17 protein-coding genes are annotated in these 15,286 nt (G+C 72.8%); 12 read left to right on the forward strand and 5 right to left on the reverse strand.

The window, feature by feature from the left end; all coding sequences use genetic code 11:
* The first annotated feature begins 456 nt into the window (after nucleotides 1-456).
* The 3 genes from ACLQ27_RS00005 to ACLQ27_RS00015 all read left to right on the forward strand — a co-directional run bounded on the left by ACLQ27_RS00005 (nucleotide 457) and on the right by ACLQ27_RS00015 (nucleotide 3,827).
* The gene (locus ACLQ27_RS00005; RefSeq protein ID WP_425865233.1) at nucleotides 457-1,494 is read left to right on the forward strand and encodes a hypothetical protein; all 1,038 of its coding nucleotides are present in this window, start codon (nucleotides 457-459) and stop codon (nucleotides 1,492-1,494) included.
* Nucleotides 1,495-1,950: 456 nt separating this feature from the next.
* Complete coding sequence (locus ACLQ27_RS00010) at nucleotides 1,951-2,922, forward strand: pirin family protein (protein WP_425865234.1); 972 nt, start codon at nucleotides 1,951-1,953, stop codon at nucleotides 2,920-2,922.
* Between the two features lie 236 nt (nucleotides 2,923-3,158).
* The gene (locus ACLQ27_RS00015; protein WP_357490001.1) at nucleotides 3,159-3,827 is read left to right on the forward strand and encodes a hypothetical protein; all 669 of its coding nucleotides are present in this window, start codon (nucleotides 3,159-3,161) and stop codon (nucleotides 3,825-3,827) included.
* 286 nt (nucleotides 3,828-4,113) lie between these two features.
* On the opposite strand, the gene ACLQ27_RS00020 is transcribed toward ACLQ27_RS00015, so the two are convergent.
* Together ACLQ27_RS00020 and ACLQ27_RS00025 are read right to left on the reverse strand one after the other, a co-directional pair.
* Entirely contained in the window at nucleotides 4,114-4,782 is a 669-nt protein-coding gene (locus tag ACLQ27_RS00020; protein ID WP_357490003.1) for a DUF1345 domain-containing protein, read from the reverse strand.
* 42 nt (nucleotides 4,783-4,824) lie between these two features.
* Complete coding sequence (locus ACLQ27_RS00025; protein ID WP_234588572.1) at nucleotides 4,825-5,097, reverse strand: DUF2795 domain-containing protein; 273 nt, start codon at nucleotides 5,095-5,097, stop codon at nucleotides 4,825-4,827.
* 203 nt (nucleotides 5,098-5,300) lie between these two features.
* Between ACLQ27_RS00025 and ACLQ27_RS00030 the strand changes: the two genes are divergently transcribed.
* From ACLQ27_RS00030 to ACLQ27_RS00055, 6 genes are all read left to right on the forward strand, one after another.
* Nucleotides 5,301-5,711 carry a DUF2267 domain-containing protein gene (locus tag ACLQ27_RS00030; RefSeq protein WP_357490005.1) on the forward strand — a complete coding sequence of 137 codons (411 nt, stop codon included), beginning with the start codon at nucleotides 5,301-5,303 and terminating at the stop codon, nucleotides 5,709-5,711.
* A 220-nt stretch (nucleotides 5,712-5,931) separates the two neighbouring features.
* Nucleotides 5,932-6,954, forward strand: a complete 1,023-nt coding sequence (locus tag ACLQ27_RS00035) for a TerC/Alx family metal homeostasis membrane protein (protein WP_425865235.1) — start codon at nucleotides 5,932-5,934, stop codon at nucleotides 6,952-6,954.
* Nucleotides 6,955-7,030: 76 nt separating this feature from the next.
* Nucleotides 7,031-7,630: a sulfite oxidase-like oxidoreductase gene (locus ACLQ27_RS00040; protein ID WP_234588575.1), complete on the forward strand. Its 600-nt coding sequence runs from the start codon at nucleotides 7,031-7,033 to the stop codon at nucleotides 7,628-7,630.
* Nucleotides 7,631-7,637: 7 nt separating this feature from the next.
* Complete coding sequence (locus ACLQ27_RS00045) at nucleotides 7,638-8,402, forward strand: ferredoxin reductase (RefSeq protein WP_234588624.1); 765 nt, start codon at nucleotides 7,638-7,640, stop codon at nucleotides 8,400-8,402.
* 67 nt (nucleotides 8,403-8,469) lie between these two features.
* Entirely contained in the window at nucleotides 8,470-8,763 is a 294-nt protein-coding gene (locus ACLQ27_RS00050) for a DUF6510 family protein (RefSeq protein ID WP_234588577.1), read from the forward strand.
* Nucleotides 8,764-8,804: 41 nt separating this feature from the next.
* Nucleotides 8,805-9,224, forward strand: a complete 420-nt coding sequence (locus ACLQ27_RS00055) for a hypothetical protein (protein WP_357490008.1) — start codon at nucleotides 8,805-8,807, stop codon at nucleotides 9,222-9,224.
* Between the two features lie 161 nt (nucleotides 9,225-9,385).
* Here the strand turns inward: ACLQ27_RS00055 and ACLQ27_RS00060 are convergent, their stop codons facing one another.
* Nucleotides 9,386-10,222 carry an LLM class flavin-dependent oxidoreductase gene (locus tag ACLQ27_RS00060; RefSeq protein ID WP_357490010.1) on the reverse strand — a complete coding sequence of 279 codons (837 nt, stop codon included), beginning with the start codon at nucleotides 10,220-10,222 and terminating at the stop codon, nucleotides 9,386-9,388.
* A gap of 367 nt (nucleotides 10,223-10,589) precedes the next feature.
* On the opposite strand from ACLQ27_RS00060, the gene ACLQ27_RS00065 reads away from it, so the two are divergent.
* The gene (locus ACLQ27_RS00065; protein ID WP_357575359.1) at nucleotides 10,590-11,306 is read left to right on the forward strand and encodes a VOC family protein; all 717 of its coding nucleotides are present in this window, start codon (nucleotides 10,590-10,592) and stop codon (nucleotides 11,304-11,306) included.
* 59 nt (nucleotides 11,307-11,365) lie between these two features.
* Nucleotides 11,366-12,226 (forward strand): class I SAM-dependent methyltransferase, encoded by an 861-nt coding sequence (locus ACLQ27_RS00070; protein ID WP_425865236.1) that lies wholly within the window; start codon nucleotides 11,366-11,368, stop codon nucleotides 12,224-12,226.
* A gap of 24 nt (nucleotides 12,227-12,250) precedes the next feature.
* On the opposite strand, the gene ACLQ27_RS00075 is transcribed toward ACLQ27_RS00070, so the two are convergent.
* A complete protein-coding gene (locus ACLQ27_RS00075; protein ID WP_425865237.1) occupies nucleotides 12,251-12,982 on the reverse strand; it encodes a VOC family protein in 732 nt (243 codons plus the stop codon).
* A gap of 171 nt (nucleotides 12,983-13,153) precedes the next feature.
* Here ACLQ27_RS00075 and ACLQ27_RS00080 point away from each other — a divergent pair, with 171 nt between their 5' ends.
* Entirely contained in the window at nucleotides 13,154-13,705 is a 552-nt protein-coding gene (locus tag ACLQ27_RS00080) for a GNAT family N-acetyltransferase (protein ID WP_357490016.1), read from the forward strand.
* A 78-nt stretch (nucleotides 13,706-13,783) separates the two neighbouring features.
* Here ACLQ27_RS00080 and ACLQ27_RS00085 read toward each other — a convergent pair whose 3' ends face one another.
* Entirely contained in the window at nucleotides 13,784-15,232 is a 1,449-nt protein-coding gene (locus tag ACLQ27_RS00085; protein WP_425865238.1) for a M20/M25/M40 family metallo-hydrolase, read from the reverse strand.
* Nucleotides 15,233-15,286 lie beyond the last annotated feature (54 nt).

The following is a 15,286-nucleotide window of genomic DNA, read 5'->3' on the forward strand; positions in this document are numbered from 1 at the left end:
CCCGGACGCGTACGCCCAGTGGGAGCAGCAGGCCACCGACCTGGTCGCCCAGCACTGGAACAGCTGACCCACCGCACCAACCGATGGCCGGCACCCCAAAACCGGGGCGCCGGCCATCGGCATACCCGCCCGGCACCCCGAAACCGGGGTGCCGGCCATCGGCACACCCAACCCCGCCCACTGACCTGGCCGCCACCTCGAAACCGGGGGCCGGCCAGCGGCATAGCCAGCTTCGCCAGAGTGACCGGCCGCCCCCGCACATCCACCGCTGCAGTTCCGATGAACGGCGTTGTCGGCCTGCGTGACGGTGAATCTTGGACAGTTTCCGTTAGCTGCTAACGGAAACTGTCCAAGATTCACCGATGCGACGTAGCGGAGCGGCGTGGTTGGCGCGGAGTGATCCGATCGGCGGGCGGGTACGTACCTCCCGGCGGGGACCGGCGGAAGGGCAGAGGCATGGCCGCAGTGGGTGACGGCACCGAGCACCAGGCAGAACACGAACCGGGGCAGCAACCAACCCACCCGGCGGCGGCGCGCTCGGCGGTGGCGCAACCGGCGGCGCGGTCGGGGGTGGAGCGTTCGGCCGCAGCTCAGCCGGAGTGCGAGGGCGGCTCGGCTCGGCCCGCCTCCGACGCAGGGCGCCGGTCGGAGACGGAGCCGCGACCACCGGAGGCCGACGCCGCACCGGGGCGCTGGTCGGTCGGTGCCCGGCTGCTGTTGGCCGCCGCGGCTGTGGTGCTGGTTCTCGGGGCCTCGGCGGTGGTGGTCATCGTCGCCGACCCCTACCGTCTCGGCCAGACCTACTCTGGCGTACCCGACGGCGTCCACCCGGACGGCAGCCGACGGGACGCTACCCGGCCGGATGCGGCAGCGGCCGCCGAGCAGACGATGACGACGCCGCTGGCTGGGCGACAGAAGGCCACCTTCGTGCTGGCGGACGGGTTGTCGTCGTTCGACCTTCGGGTGGGCGACCTGGGCGACGACCTCTATCGGATCAGCAGCCCGGCCGGCTCGGGCGTGGCAGTCCGTCCCGTGGTGCAGGGTGAGACCGTCCGGCTCGGGGTGGTGGCCACCGGCACGTCCGAGGGGCGGGCCGCGCGGGTGCTGCTCAGCGAGCGGGTCGCCTGGCGTCTGCGCCTGGAGGGCGGGGTGGGCGAACAGGTGCTTGACCTGGCGCAGGCGCGACTTCTGGGCGTGGACTTCGTCGGCGGCTCCGCCCGCACCGACCTCATCCTGCCGCCGGTGAACGGCGGCACGACGACCGTGCGGCTGACCGGTGGCGTCAACCAGTTCGACATCCGGGTGCCGGGCACTCCACCGGTACGGGTGCGGGCGGGAGCCGGGGCCGGTTCGGTCGCGGTCCGCGACGAGCGTTGGGCCGGGGTCGCCGCGGGTGCGTTGCTGAGTACGCCAGGGTGGGACCGCTCGGCCAACCGGCTCTTCCTTGACCTGGTCGCAGGTGCCGGCACCGTGACGGTGACCGAGTCTCGGTGACCGTCCCGCGACTCGGACGCCGACCAGGTCCGTCGGGCGCCGACCAGGTCCGTCGGACGCCGACGAGGTTCGTCGGACGCCGACCAGGTCCGTCGGGCGCCGGCCGGTGTCGCCGGGCGGTGACGTCGGGGTGCTGGTTGGGGCCGTCGCGCAGTGGCCCGGGCGGGGCAGCGGCCAAAGACGGCGACGTCAGCCGGTGTGGCCGGGGGAGCGGGCCGAATGCGGGGCCGCCGGCGGAGCGGGCCGAACGCGGGGCGGGCTGAATGCGGGGTCACCGGGGCAGCGGGCTGAACGCGGGGCCACCGGGGAGCGGGCCGGGGAGCGGGCCGGATGTCGGGCGGGACTTCGGGCCGCTGCGTGGGACGCCGACCGGCCCGCCCGTGACGTGCTGGGTCGGAGGTCACCCCTGCTGGGAAGCGCCGCTGCCCGGGGAGGGCGCGAGCGTACAGTCGGGCGGTGGAGCGTACCGAATCGATGCTGGCAGAGACCCGACCGCCCGGCGTGGCCGACGTCGATCCCGGCAGCGTGCTGCTGCCGGGCCACGACGTGCCGTTGGGGCGGTACACGACCGTCCGGCGGTTGTTGCCGCAGCGGCCTCGGCGGATGGTCGGCGCGTGGTGCTTCGTGGACCATTTCGGCCCGGACGACGTGGCGCAGCGCCCCGGCATGGAGGTGCCACCGCACCCGCACACGGGTCTGCAGACGGTGACCTGGCTCCTCGACGGCGAGATCATTCACCGCGACAGCCTCGGCAACGTCCAGGCGATCCGGCCCGGCCAGTTGAACGTGATGACCTCCGGGCACGGCATCGCCCACTCGGAGCGGTCGCCGGCCACGCACCCGCCGGTCATGCACGGTGTGCAGCTCTGGGTGGCGCTGCCGGACCCGGCGCGGGCCGGCTCCGCGGACTTCGCCCACCACGCCGACCTGCCACGGTGGCGCGACGGCGACCTGGACGCGACCCTGCTGGTCGGCGAGTTCGCCGGCCAGCGGTCCCCGGCGGTGGTGCACACCCCGCTGGTGGGCGTGCAACTCGAGCTGGGTGGGGCTGCGCCGACCACGCTGTCGTTGCGGCCCGATTTCGAGTACGCCCTGCTGGCGATGTCCGGCTCCGCCGAGGCCGCCGGGGTGGGCTTCGAGCCGGGCGCGTTGCTCTACCTGGGTTCGGGTCGGCGCGAGGTGACCGTGCGCGGTGGGGCGGGGGCCCGGCTGTTGCTGCTGGGGGGCACGCCGTTCGAGGAGCCGCTGGTCATGTGGTGGAACTTCGTGGGCCGCTCGCACGAGGAGGTCGCCGCCGCTCGTCAGGACTGGATGGCCGGCCGGCGATTCGGAGTGGTGGCCGACGACGCGGCGTCGCCGCTGCCGGCGCCCGCCCTGCCCACCACCCGGCTCAAGGCGCGCGACCGCACCGGCGGCCTGCACGGCTGACCGGCACAGGCCGGGTCAGGACGCACGCCGGGTCAGGACGCACGCCGGGCCGGGACGCGCGCCGGGACGGGATGCGCGCCGGGCCGGGATGCGCGCCGGGCCGGGACGCGCGCCGGGACGGGATGCGCGCCGGGCCGGGACGCGCGCCGGGCCGGGACGCGGGCCGGATCGGGACACGCCGCGCCTGGGCGGGCTGGGGCGGCGGTTGGCCGACGGTGGCGTGGGTAGTCGCCGGCATGGCGACCACTCTGATCACGCCCGTGGAGGACCGCAAACGTCTGGCCCGCCGGCTGGCCGGGAGCGGACGGGGCTTCGCCGAGCAGTACGGCTTCCGCGTGACCAACAATCCGGCGAGCCTGTTCCAGGTGCTCTACCTCGCGGTCCTGCTCGCCCGCCGGGGTGACTTCCGGCGGGCGGTGGACGGCGCGCGGGCGCTGCGCGACGAGGGGTGGGACAGCGCCGCCCGGCTGGCCCGGTCGCTGCACCGGGACCGGGTGCGGGTGTTGCGCGACAGTGGTCAGCGCGGGGACGTCGACGCGTTGGCCGACGTGCTGGGTGATCTGGCCCGGACGGTCGTCGAGCGGTACCGGGGCGACCTGCGCCGGTTGCGTGCGGTCGCCCACCACGAGCCGGCTGCCGAGCGTGCGCTCCTCGCCGACCTGCCCGGGGTGGACGACCAGGTGGTCGACCTGTTTCTGCGCGAGGCACAGGCGCTGTGGCGGGAGGTGGCGCCGGTCGCGGACCGGCGGGCGCTGGCGGCGGCCCGTCGGCTGGGGTTGGGCCGCTCGGCGGATGACCTGGCCGGCTTGGCAAGCGGCGAGTCCGAGCGGCTGGCATGGCTGGTGGGGGCCCTGGCCCGGGTCGATCTGGAGCACCGGTACGCGGAGCTGACCGGGCGTCCCTGACGTGCCCTGGCCCACACTTCGCCAAAAACTGACCGTACGGAGGATGGTCTGTCGTATGGTTGTACCCGGCAGTGCTGACCGCTCGGTTCGAGCGGCCATCCACCGCCTGGTGACCCGCGACCGGTTCGGACGCGGTTCACCGCCTGGACAGGTTTGTGTGGCGCCCCCGGTCGCGGTTCGTGGCCAAGGGGCGCCCGCCTGTCCCGGCGAGGCGCCGCCGTGACGCACGGGCCGCCGCCCGTGACACACAACCGCCGCCGCCCGTGACGCAGCCGGGCGTGAGCGCTCAGCGGGCCAGACCCGCCAGCAGGTTCACCGTGACGGCGATGATGAACGCGCCGAACAGGTACGACACCATCGAGTGCCGCAGCACCGTACGACGCATCTCGTTGCTGGTGAGGTTGGTGTCGGAGACCTGGAACGTCGTCCCGATGGTGAAGGCCACGTACGCGAAGTCCGAGTACCGGGGCGGCTCGGGCTGATTGAAGTTCACCCCGCCGTCGGGGCCCGTGTAGTAGATCCGGGCGTACCGGGCGGCGAACACGGTGTGCACCACCAGCCAGGACAGCACCACGCTGAAGACGCCGAGGCCGCCGTACAGGTCCCGGCGCGGGCCGGGTGGCGCCGCGTGGGCGCTGGCCACGACGAGGCCGACAGCCAGCAGGCTGGCGAGGCAGGCGATCAGCAGCACCACGTCCCGGATGGCCCGGTTGGGATCTTCGTGTACGGCGAGTCGGGCGGTGCGGGTCGCGTCCATCGGCCAGAGTTTGCGCCACACCAGCACCAGCCAGCTCAGCGCGGCGGCGTCCCAGCCGGCCAGCGGGGCGAGCGATGGCGACAGTGTCAGCGCGAAGACGCAGCCGGCGATGGCGCCGACCACCGCCACGACGACGAGCTGCCCCGCCGCCGGGGTGTGCCCGTCCGGGGGGCGGGACAGCGGACCGGTGCGGCTCATCCGCGCCGCCCGCCCGTCGCGGCGGACGCCACCACCGCCGGGTCAGATGCCGCGCAGATGCTGCGACACCCGGTTGTGCTTCTTGTCCCGGGCCTGCGCGGCGCGTTGCGAGGGGCCCACCTCCGGGGCGGCCTCGATGCCTGCGGACCGGGCCACCTCGGTGCCGTTGGCGTAGTCGACGGGCGGCAGGGCGCGCAGCGCCTTGAGCACGTCCGGCGGGGCACCCTCGCGTTCGGCCTCGCGGACCACGTCGTCCTTCTCGGCCGGGTAGTCCAGGCTCGACAGGTACTGCAGGACGTCCGCGTAGCTCGCCATGTCTGGGGCTCCCTCGGGGCATCGATGTGGTCACGACCGGCGGCGGTTACCCGTCCGCCGTCCGGTCACGCCCGGCTCGGCGCAGGAAATCGCCCGGCTGGGCGCAGGAGGTCGCGCTGGTCGTCGCGGGAGATCCGGCGTCGTTTCCACGACGGCGCGGCGGGTACCCGCAGGCGCCGCCGACAAGCCCGAGGGAGTACGCGATGAACTACGACACCTTCGTCGACCAGGTTTCCCAGCGCACTCGGACGTCGTCCGAGCAGGCGGTCGAGTTGACCCGGGCCGTGCTGGAGACGTTCGCCGAGCGGCTGACCGGCGGGGAGGTGCTGGACCTGGCCGCGCAGCTTCCGCAGCCGTTGCAACTGGTGCTCAAGCCCAGCCCGAGCACCGAGCAGGCGGACCGGTTCGGAGCGGCCGAGTTCGTGGCGCGCGTGGCGCTGCGCGCCCGCGTGGAGGAGCCGGCCGCGCGGGACGCCGTCCGGGCGGTGTTCACCACCCTGCGTGAGGCGATCACCGGCGGGGAGTTCGACGACGTGGCGACCCAGTTGCCGCGCGACTACCGGGGCCTCGTGGAGCAGGCGATGGCGCCGGGCGCCACGTTGCGCCGCGCCTGACGACAGTGCCAGAAATCGAGACGCACAGCGGTTGGCCAGGGCAACCATCGACGTCCGGCTTGGCGTGTCGATCGGCCCTGGCCTAACCTTGTCGTGCGAGGGGAGTACTTCCCACGAACCATTCCGGTCAGTACGGCACGCCCGGCGTGCCTCGGGTGGTTGCCCATCTGGTGATGGGTGAAGGAGACCTCGAACATGACACGGTGTTCGAGGAGACCCCATGACCGAATTGTCATATCTAGCCGCTGCGAGTGATCTGTCGTCGGTGGGTACGCCCACCCTCTGGGCGGTGACCATCGCCGGCGTGGTGCTCCTGCTGGTGCTGGACTTCCTGGTGACGCGCAAGCCGCACGAGGTGTCCATGCGCGAGGCGATCGGCTGGTCGGCGTTCTACGTCGCGCTGCCGCTCGCGTTCGGCGGCTGGGTCTGGTCCCGCTACGGCTCCGAGCAGGGCGTGCAGTACCTGACCGGTTACCTCGTCGAGAAGTCCCTCTCGGTCGACAACCTCTTCGTCTTCATGCTGCTGCTGGCCGCATTCGCGGTGCCGGCCGTGCTCGCCCAGCGCGTGCTGCTCTACGGCATCGCCGGCGCTCTGGTGCTGCGGGCGGTCTTCATCGCCCTCGGCGCGGCGGCCCTGCAGACCCTCGACTTCGCCTTCCTGCTCTTCGCGATCATCCTCGTCGCCACGGCGGTGAAGCTGCTGCGCGACGCTCTCTCCGGGCATCAGCAGGAAGTCGACATCAACAAGATGCGCTCGGTGAAGCTGCTGCGCAAGATCATGCCAGTGGTCGACGAGTACCACGGCACCCGGATGACCGTTCGGCAGGGCGCGAAGCGGGCACTCACCCCGTTCGCCCTGGTGGTCGTCGCGGTGCTGGCCACCGACATCGTGTTCGCTGTCGACTCGGTGCCCGCGGTGTACGGCATCACCGAGGACCCGTACCTGGTCTTCGCCACCAACGCGTTCGCGCTGCTCGGCCTGCGGGCGCTCTACTTCGTCCTGCACGCGGCGCTGAGCCGGCTGGTGCACCTCAGCTACGGCCTGGCGACCATCCTGGCGTTCATCGGCCTCAAGCTGGGCCTGCACTGGGCGCACGGCATCTGGCCCGGCGTGCCGCAGATCCCCACCCTGGCCTCGCTCGGCGTGATCATCGGCGTGCTGGCGGTGGTCACCCTGACCAGCCTGCGGGCCACCCGGGGCGGCACGCCCGAGCAGCGCGAGGTCGTCACGGAGCGGCACTGACCGCGCCGCGCCGGGTCGACGAGGGCGTACGCCAGAAAGCCTCCGACCCGGCCGGCCCGGGTGGTACGACTGTGCAATGGGAATCGTGTCACCGGGCTTTCAGGGTCGGCCCCGCTCACAGGAGCCGGCCCTGCCACCCGGTCAGTACCTGACCGAGGACTTTCCGGTGCTGTCGGCCGGCCCGACACCCCGGGTCTCCCTGGACACCTGGGAGTTCGTCATCTCCGCCGAGAACGGCACCGAGTACCGGTGGTCGTGGCAGGAGCTGATGGCGCTGCCGCAGGAGACCCCGATGGTCGACATCCACTGCGTCACCCACTGGTCGAAGCTCGGCACCACCTGGCAGGGCGTCTCCCTGGACACCCTGCTCGACGGCGTGGACACCGGCGCGCACTTCGCGCTCGCCCACTCGTACGGCGGGTACACCACCAACCTGCCGCTTGACGATCTGCGCGGTGGCCGGGCCTGGGTGGCGCACACCTTCGACGGGGCGCCGCTGCCGGCCGAGCACGGCGGCCCGGCGCGGCTGCTGGTGCCGCACCTGTACTTCTGGAAGTCCGCCAAGTGGGTGCGTGGCATCCGGCTCAAGACGATGGACGAGCCGGGGTTCTGGGAGACGGCCGGCTACCACGACTACGGCGACCCGTGGCGCGAACAGCGGTACCAGGGTGACTGAGCGGGCCGTGGCGACGGGCACCCCGGCCCGGGCGCCGATCAAGTGGCAGGTGGCGCGGCTGGTGGAGCGCCGGGTCGAGACGGCGACGGCGCAGACGCTGGTCCTGGAGGTGCCGGACTGGCCGGGGCACCTTCCCGGGCAGCACGTCGACGTGCGGTTGACCGCGCCGGACGGCTACCAGGCCGCCCGGTCGTACTCGATCGCCGGGCCGGCGGTGGACGGCCCCGGCGGCCCGCGCATCGAGGTGACCGTCCAGCGGGTGCCCGACGGTGAGGTGTCGCCGTACCTCATCGATGTCTTCGGCGCCGGCGACCCGGTGGAGGTCCGCGGACCGCTCGGCGGCTGGTTCATCTGGCGGTCGGAGGACACCGCGCCGGTGCAGCTGGTCGCGGGTGGCTCCGGCATCGTGCCGCTGATGGCGATGATCCGGGCGCGGCGGGCGATCGGCAGCAGGGTGCCGTTCCGGCTGATCTACTCGGTGCGTACCGCGGAGGACGTGATCTACGCCGACGAGCTGCGCCGCCGGGTCCGCGACGACTTCGGCCTCGATGTGGCGTACGTCTACACGCGCGAGGCGCCCGACGGTTGGCGCGGCGAGCCGCACCGGATCGGCCTGGCCGACGTGAACACCCACGGTTGGCCGCCGGACCTGGAACCGCAGACGTACGTGTGCGGGCCGACCGGGTTCGTGGAGGCCGTGGCCGATCTGCTGGTCGGGCTGGGCCACCCGTCGCGGCGGATCAAGACCGAACGCTTCGGCCCCACCGGCTGAGAGCCCGCCCGCTGCCTGTCCCGCCCGCCGCCTGTCCCGCCCGCCGACGCAACGTCGAGGAGACCCGATGACCGAGATGTCGTACCTGGACGGCAACATGCTCGACGGCCCGATGCGCGAGCTGTTCACCGTCGACCTGAGCACCGCGATGGGCCGCTGCGAGAACTGCGGGATGACCGGCTCGATGGCCAGTCTGCACGTCTACTCGCACGCGCCGGGCCTGGTCGCGCGCTGCCCGTCCTGCGAGTCGGTGATGGTGCGCCTGGTCCGCGCACCGGACCGGGCCTGGCTGGACATGCGCGGCGTCACCTACCTCCAGGTGCCGATGCCGATGGAACGGCCGCTTCCCGAGCCGCTCTGACGGGTCACCCGGCGCCCACGCCGCTGCGGCAGACTGGCCGGATGAGCACCGGTCGGTGGCACGGCGTTCCACCGCGGGCCCGGCTTGTCGTGTCGGCGGCCGTCCTGGTCTTCGCCTACGGCACCGTCGTGCACGTGCTGCAGGTGTTCGTCCCCGGGCTCCGGCCGCCGCTCGCCCTGCCCGGGTGGCTCGCCGCCTACTTCGTGTCCCTGACCCTGTGGGATCCGTTGGCGGCGCTGCTGCTGGCGGCTCGCCGTCGGGCGGGGCTCGCGCTGGGCTGCGCCGTGCTGGTGACGGACGCCGCCGCGAACGGGTACGCCAACTACGTGCTCGACCCCGCCGGTGGCGTCACACCGGGCCGGATCGGGCAGGCCGTCATCACCGCCCTCGCGGTCGCCTTCGTCGGGTCCACCCCGTGGCTGGCCCGGTGGTTCGTCCGGCCCGCGACACAGCGCCACTGAGCGGAGCCGCCGCTACGGCGCTTCCGCATCCGCCTCGGCCCGGATGGCGCGGACCGCGTCCACCACAGCGGACAGTCAGCTGACCGGACGGGGCAGGACCGGGGCCACCGTGTCGACGCGGCGTGCTGCCTCTGCGGCGACCCCGATCCGGGTGCTCCGGCTCAACGCACGATCTCCGCGAGGATGTCCACCTGCCCCGGGTCCGGGGCGTAGCAGTACAACACCAGCTCGTCCGCGCCGAACTCCCGGTACGCGGCCACGGTGTCGACGATCTGCGCCGGGTCGCTCAACGGCTCGCCCCAACCGGGCCGGCCGGTGAACGCGTAGTAGGCGGCGATGGCGCCGCGGGCCTCGTCGATCGTGGCGGCCGACCCGACCGCGACGTTGACCTGGCACACGAGGCGCGGCCGACCGGGACGGCCCGCCGCCTCCCACCCCTCCCGCACGGTGCGGACCAGGGGGCCGGCCCAGGCCAGGGGCGCCGCGCAGACGAACCCGTCGGCGTACCGTCCGACCCGCCGCAGTGCCGGCGCGGCGAACCCACCGATCAGCATCGGTGGCCCCCCGGGCGTGGTGGGGCGGGGCCCGATCGTCGTGCCGCGGTACGGCTCGCCCCGCCAGATCTCGCGCAGGGCGGCGAGTTGCCCGTCGAGCAGTCGACCTCGCTGCCCGATCGGCGTGCCGGCGGCGACGTGGTCGTCGTCGCGACCACCGACGCCGATGCCGAGGACGAAGCGGCCAGCGGACATGCGGTCCAGGGTGGCGACCTGCTTGGCCAGCAGGGCGGTCTCGCGCAGCGGGCCCAGCAGGACTTCCGTCTGGAGGCGGATGCGCGTCGTGGCGCCGGCGAGGACCGCCAGGGCGGTCAACGGTTCGGGATTGTCGAAGGTGAGGCGGTCCAGCAGAGCGAGGCTGTCGAAGCCGAGTGCTTCGGCGGTCGTGGCCCAGTCGAGCAGACGGGCCGGTGCGCTGATGGGCAGGCCGAGGCCGATGTCCATGTCGATCTCCGTAGGGTGGGCAGCGTGAACTGAAGCCGCCACCTTCTCCTCGCTCGCGGCGAGGTCCCGAGTTCATCTGCGACGTGTTTCTCGAACCAGGGATACGAAGTTCCGCGCCAACTGTATGCGGCATCCGCCGGGGCGTCCCGGCTTATCCGCCGCAGCGCGCGATGATCGACTCCGTTTCACCGAAATCGGGGTGTCCGAGCACCCGGGACACCCCGATTTCAGCGAAGTCGAGTCGATCAACCGCCGTCGCGGCGAACGCGTCGGAAACTCGGGTGCGGGCGGCGCGGCCGGATCCGTAGGCTCCGATCTCCGGCCCGTCCGGGCTGCCCCCGTCCAAGGATCGGAGCTGAGCGCAGCGATGGCCAGTCACCTCTTCGCGGTGTGTTTCGGTGCGAACGAGCCCCTGCGTGTCGCACGCTTCTGGTCCGAGATCCTGGGTCGGGAACTGGTCGACGACCCCCGCGACGGCGTCCTCGTGCTGCCCGACGACAAGTCCGGCTTCCGGCTCCGCTTTCCGCAGATCCCGGAGCCGAAGGTCCTGCAGAACCCGGCACACCTCGAACTGACCAGCGACTCGCCGGAACACCAGCGGCAGACGGTGGCCAGGGCGTTGGAGCTGGGCGCGCGGCACACCGACGTCGGCCAGCTCCCCGAGGAGAGCCACATCGTGCTCGCCGACCCCGAGGGCAACGAGTTCTGCGTCCTCGGTCCGGGTAACACGTTCCTCGCCGGCTGCGGTTTCCTCGGTGATCTGGCCTGCGACGGAACACAGGCCGTCGGCTACTTCTGGAGCGCGGCGCTCGGCTGGCCGCTGGTCTGGGACCAGGACGAGGAGACCGCCATCCAGTCACCCCTGGGCGGCCCGAAGATCACCTGGGGTGGTCCACCGTTGATGCCGAAGGGTGACCGGGACCGGGTGACGCTCGACCTCGCCGTCGACGACGGCGACGACCCGCAGGCGGAGGTCGACCGTCTGCTCTCCCTCGGCGCCACAGTGGTCGGCACCGACGGGCAGGGCGCGGTGGTGCTGGCCGACCCCGACGGCACCGAGTTCCGGCTGCTGATGCCCCGGTAGTGCGGTGATCAGGAACGCGCACGAGGTGGCGTGACACGGGCGCTGGTTAGGCTGGACGCGTGACTGACGCGGCGGGGCCGATCGAGCCGTCGGGGGTGTGGGCCACCGCCGTGGGCGTGGCCCGGGTGCGGGCGATGGAGACGGCACGCGAACAGCCGTTGTTCCGGGACCCGCTGGCGCTGGCCTTCGCCACGGCCGGCGGGCGAGGCCCCGGGACGCCGCCGCGCGCGCACGCGGACGAGGTGGCACGGCGCCGCTGGCTCGGTGTGGCCTTCTCGATCGTCATCCGGACGAAGTTCCTGGACGACCTGCTGGATCGGGCTGTCGCGTCCGGCGTCCGGCAGGTCGTGCTGCTCGGAGCCGGGATGGACAGCAGAGCCTTCCGGATGGACTGGCCGGCGGGCACCCGGTTGTTCGAGGTCGACACGGCCGAACCGCTCGACTTCAAGGCCGCGGTGCTGCGGCAGGAGCGTGCCGTTGCGCGCTGCCAGCGGATCACCGTTCCTGTCGACCTGCGCGAGGACTGGCCCGGCGCCCTGGCCGCGGCCGGGCACGACCCGGCGCAGCCGACCGTGTGGATCGCCGAGGGACTGCTGATCTATCTACCCGGGGACGCGGTGGAGTCGCTGCTCGAACGGGTCGGCGCGCTGTCCGCCGCAGGCAGCAGGATGGGCCTCACCCTGGGCTCGCGCGGTGTGGTCGAACGCTTCCGCGACGACGCCGCCGCGGGATCGGCAGCGTCGATGTGGGTCTGGGAGATGCCGGAGGACCCGGTCGGCTGGCTGCACGGCCTCGGCTGGGAGGCGGAGACCTTCACCCTGCGTGAGCGTGCCGCAGCCTACGGGCGTCCGGTGCTCACCCCGCCGGAGCAGGACGAGGGCGTGGGTGGCCTCGTCTCGGCGGTTCGTGCCGCGCACTGAGCACGACGGAGGCCGGGGTGTGGGTCAGCCCGGCGTGAGGAGGCAGAACTCGTTGCCCTCCGGGTCGGCGAGGACGGTCCACGGGATGTCGATGTCGCCCAGGTCGACGGCGGTGGCGCCGAGCGACAGCAGTCGGGCCGCCTCGGCCTGCAGGTCGTCACCCGGGTAGGGGCGCACGTCGAGATGGACGCGATTCCACACCGTCTTCACGTCGGGTGTACGGAGAAACTGCAGATAGGGGCCCACACCCTTGGCGGAGCGCAGCACCGCGCTGTCGTCGGTCACCCGGTGCACGGCCCAGTCCGTCGCCTCACCCCAGAAGCGGGCCATGACCTGCGGATCCGCGCAGTCGACGATCACCGAGGCGATCGGTCCGGTCTCGTCGTAGAGCGAGTCCAGGACGCAGAACTCGTTGCCCTCCGGGTCGGCCATGACCGTCCACGGCACGTCGCCCTGGCCCACGTCGGCGAGCGTCGCGCCGAGACCCTGCAGCCGCGCCACCAGCTCCGACTGGTGGGCCGCCGAGGTGGTGGCCAGGTCGACGTGCACGCGGTTCTTCACCGTCTTGGGTTCCGCCGAGACGACGAGGTCGACGCAGACGGCGACGGGGTCGGGATAGACGAAGCCCTCGGGTTCGAGGTTGGTGACACCCGGTCCCTCGCTGGAGATGCCCCAGCCGAGCGCCTTCGCCCAGAAACCGCCCAGGGCGGCGTCGTCCCGGGCCTTCATGTTGATCTGCACAAGCCGCGTTGCCATGCCGACGATGCTAGGCGGACGCGCGCGGCCGGTGCAGACGGCGTACGCCCGCTTGATTGTGATGTGGTTCCGCAGCCGGCCATCGAGCACCAGCGGCGGGCCTGGTTGAGGCGGTCGGGCGCGGCGGGCCGGTTGGACAACTGCCGCGCCGGTCGGTCAGAGTGGTCCGCCGTGAGATACCTGCGCAGCGGTGGTCCGGCCGCCATCCGGCGACCCCGGCCCGCCGACGTCGACGAGTTCGTGGCGGCCGCGAGGCGTAGCCGGGACCTGCACCACCCGTGGCTGGCCGCGCCGGCGACCCCGCAGGAGTACGATAACTACCTGCGCCGCATCCGCCGCCGGGACAGCGCCGGCTACCTGATCTGCGACCGGGCCAGCGGTGCGATCGCCGGCTACGTGAACATCAGCGGCATCGTGCTGGGCGCGCTGCGCGGCGGCTACCTGGGGTACGCGGCGTTCGAGCCGTACAGCGGCACCGGGCACGCCTCGGCGGGCATCGCGCTGGTGATCGACCACGCGTTCACGACGGCCGGCCTGCACCGCCTGGAGGCGAACATCCAGCCGGGCAACGAGCCCTCGCGGCGGGTGGCCCGCAAGCTCGGCTTCCGCCTGGAGGGCTTCTCCCCGGACTACCTGTTCATCGACGGCGCGTGGCGCGACCACGAACGCTGGGCCATAACCGCCCCCACCCCACCTCCCACTCCCACCCCACCTCCCGCGTGATCAAGAGGTTCGCGTCACCGACAGCGGCGTGTCGTGACGCGAACCTCTTGATCAACAGGGCAGGGCGGGAGTGGGCGGTCAGCTGCCGGGGCGGGGGAAGGCCACCGGGCTGCGGAGGCCGGATCGGTTGACCGCGCGGATGCCGAAGAAGACGTTGTCCTTGGACAGGTCGATGCTGACCTCGGTGACGTCGCCGACGGGGATCACCCGTTGCCACTCGGCGGCCGTGGTCTCGCGCCACACCACCTCGTAGCCGGCCAGGTCCGGCTCGTCGCCGTGCTGCCAGCGCAGTGTCGTGTTGTTGGTCAGGTCGGTGGTCACGATGATGGCGCCCTTGGGCGTGCCGGGCGCCTGGGCCAGCGACCACAGCGCCGCGCCGTTGACCCTCGCCACCCGGGCGATGTACCCGAAGTCGCAGAACTCCGGCAGGTCACCGAACTGCTGTCCGTCCTGCACGCGGACGTCCTGGTGCTGGTGGGCGAAGTCCTCGTTCGGTTCGGTGAACCGGGCCGCCGGCCAGCCCTCGCGCAGGAACGAGATGTGGTCGCTGCCGCGCAGGTAGCGGTCCCGCCGGTAGATCACCCGCACCCGCATGCCTGTCGCGTCGTTGTCCGCCACGTCCCGGACGAACCGGGCGAGCTGCCGCGACGGTGAGTCGTTCTCGCCGCCGACGGACTGGCGGGTCGTCGCCTCCGCCGGTGTCTCGGCGGTCGGCACCCCCTCGGCGAACAGCCGCACCGCGTACGGGTCGCGGGTGCCGTCGTCGGCGGTGCTGCTGCCCACGATGTCGTCGCTGAACATGCCCTGCACGTCCGCGCCGGCCGCCTTGAGCTGGGCGGCCAGGTACGCCGAGCCGTACAGGCCCTGCTCCTCGGCGGCGACCGCGGCGAACACGATGGTGGCGGCAGTGGGCCGGGTGGCCATCAGCCGCGCCAGCTCCAGCACCACTGCCACGCCCGAGGCGTCGTCGTCGGCGCCGGGCGCGTCGCTGACGGCGTCCATCACGTCGGTGACCCGGGAGTCGTAGTGGCCCGTCACGACGTAGGTGCGGTTCGGCGAGGTGACACCACGCAGGGTGGCCACCACGTTGGTGATCCGGGTGGCGGTGGGGATCCGCGAGGCGGGCTGCTGCACGTACGACTGGAGTTCGACTGTCATCCGGCCGCCGGAGGTGGCCGCGTACTCCTGCAGGCGGGCGTGGATCCAGTCCCGGGCGGCGCCGATGCCCCGCTCGGGGTCGTCCTGGCTGGAGAGGGTGTGCCGGGTGCCGAAGGCGGCCAGCCGGCGCACGATCGCCTCGATCCGGCGTGGGTCGACCTGGCGGAGCAGCTCGCGCAGCTCGCGCTCGGGGCGCTGCGCGCGGGCGGGGCGCCCGGGGCCGGCGGGGCCGGCGTCAGCGGCCGCGGGCGCGGCCAGCGAGGGCACCGCGACGGTGGCGGCGGTCGCCGCGGTGGCGGCGGCGGAGGCGGACAGGAAGGTGCGGCGGGTGGGCCTCGTGGGCCGCTCGCCGATGTCGTCTGATCCCATTCCGGCATCCTGCCCATCGATGGTGACGTTTGTCCATATCGTTGGACGTGGATG

This window comes from Micromonospora sp. DT63 (assembly GCF_049841615.1).
GTDB lineage: Bacteria > Actinomycetota > Actinomycetes > Mycobacteriales > Micromonosporaceae > Micromonospora.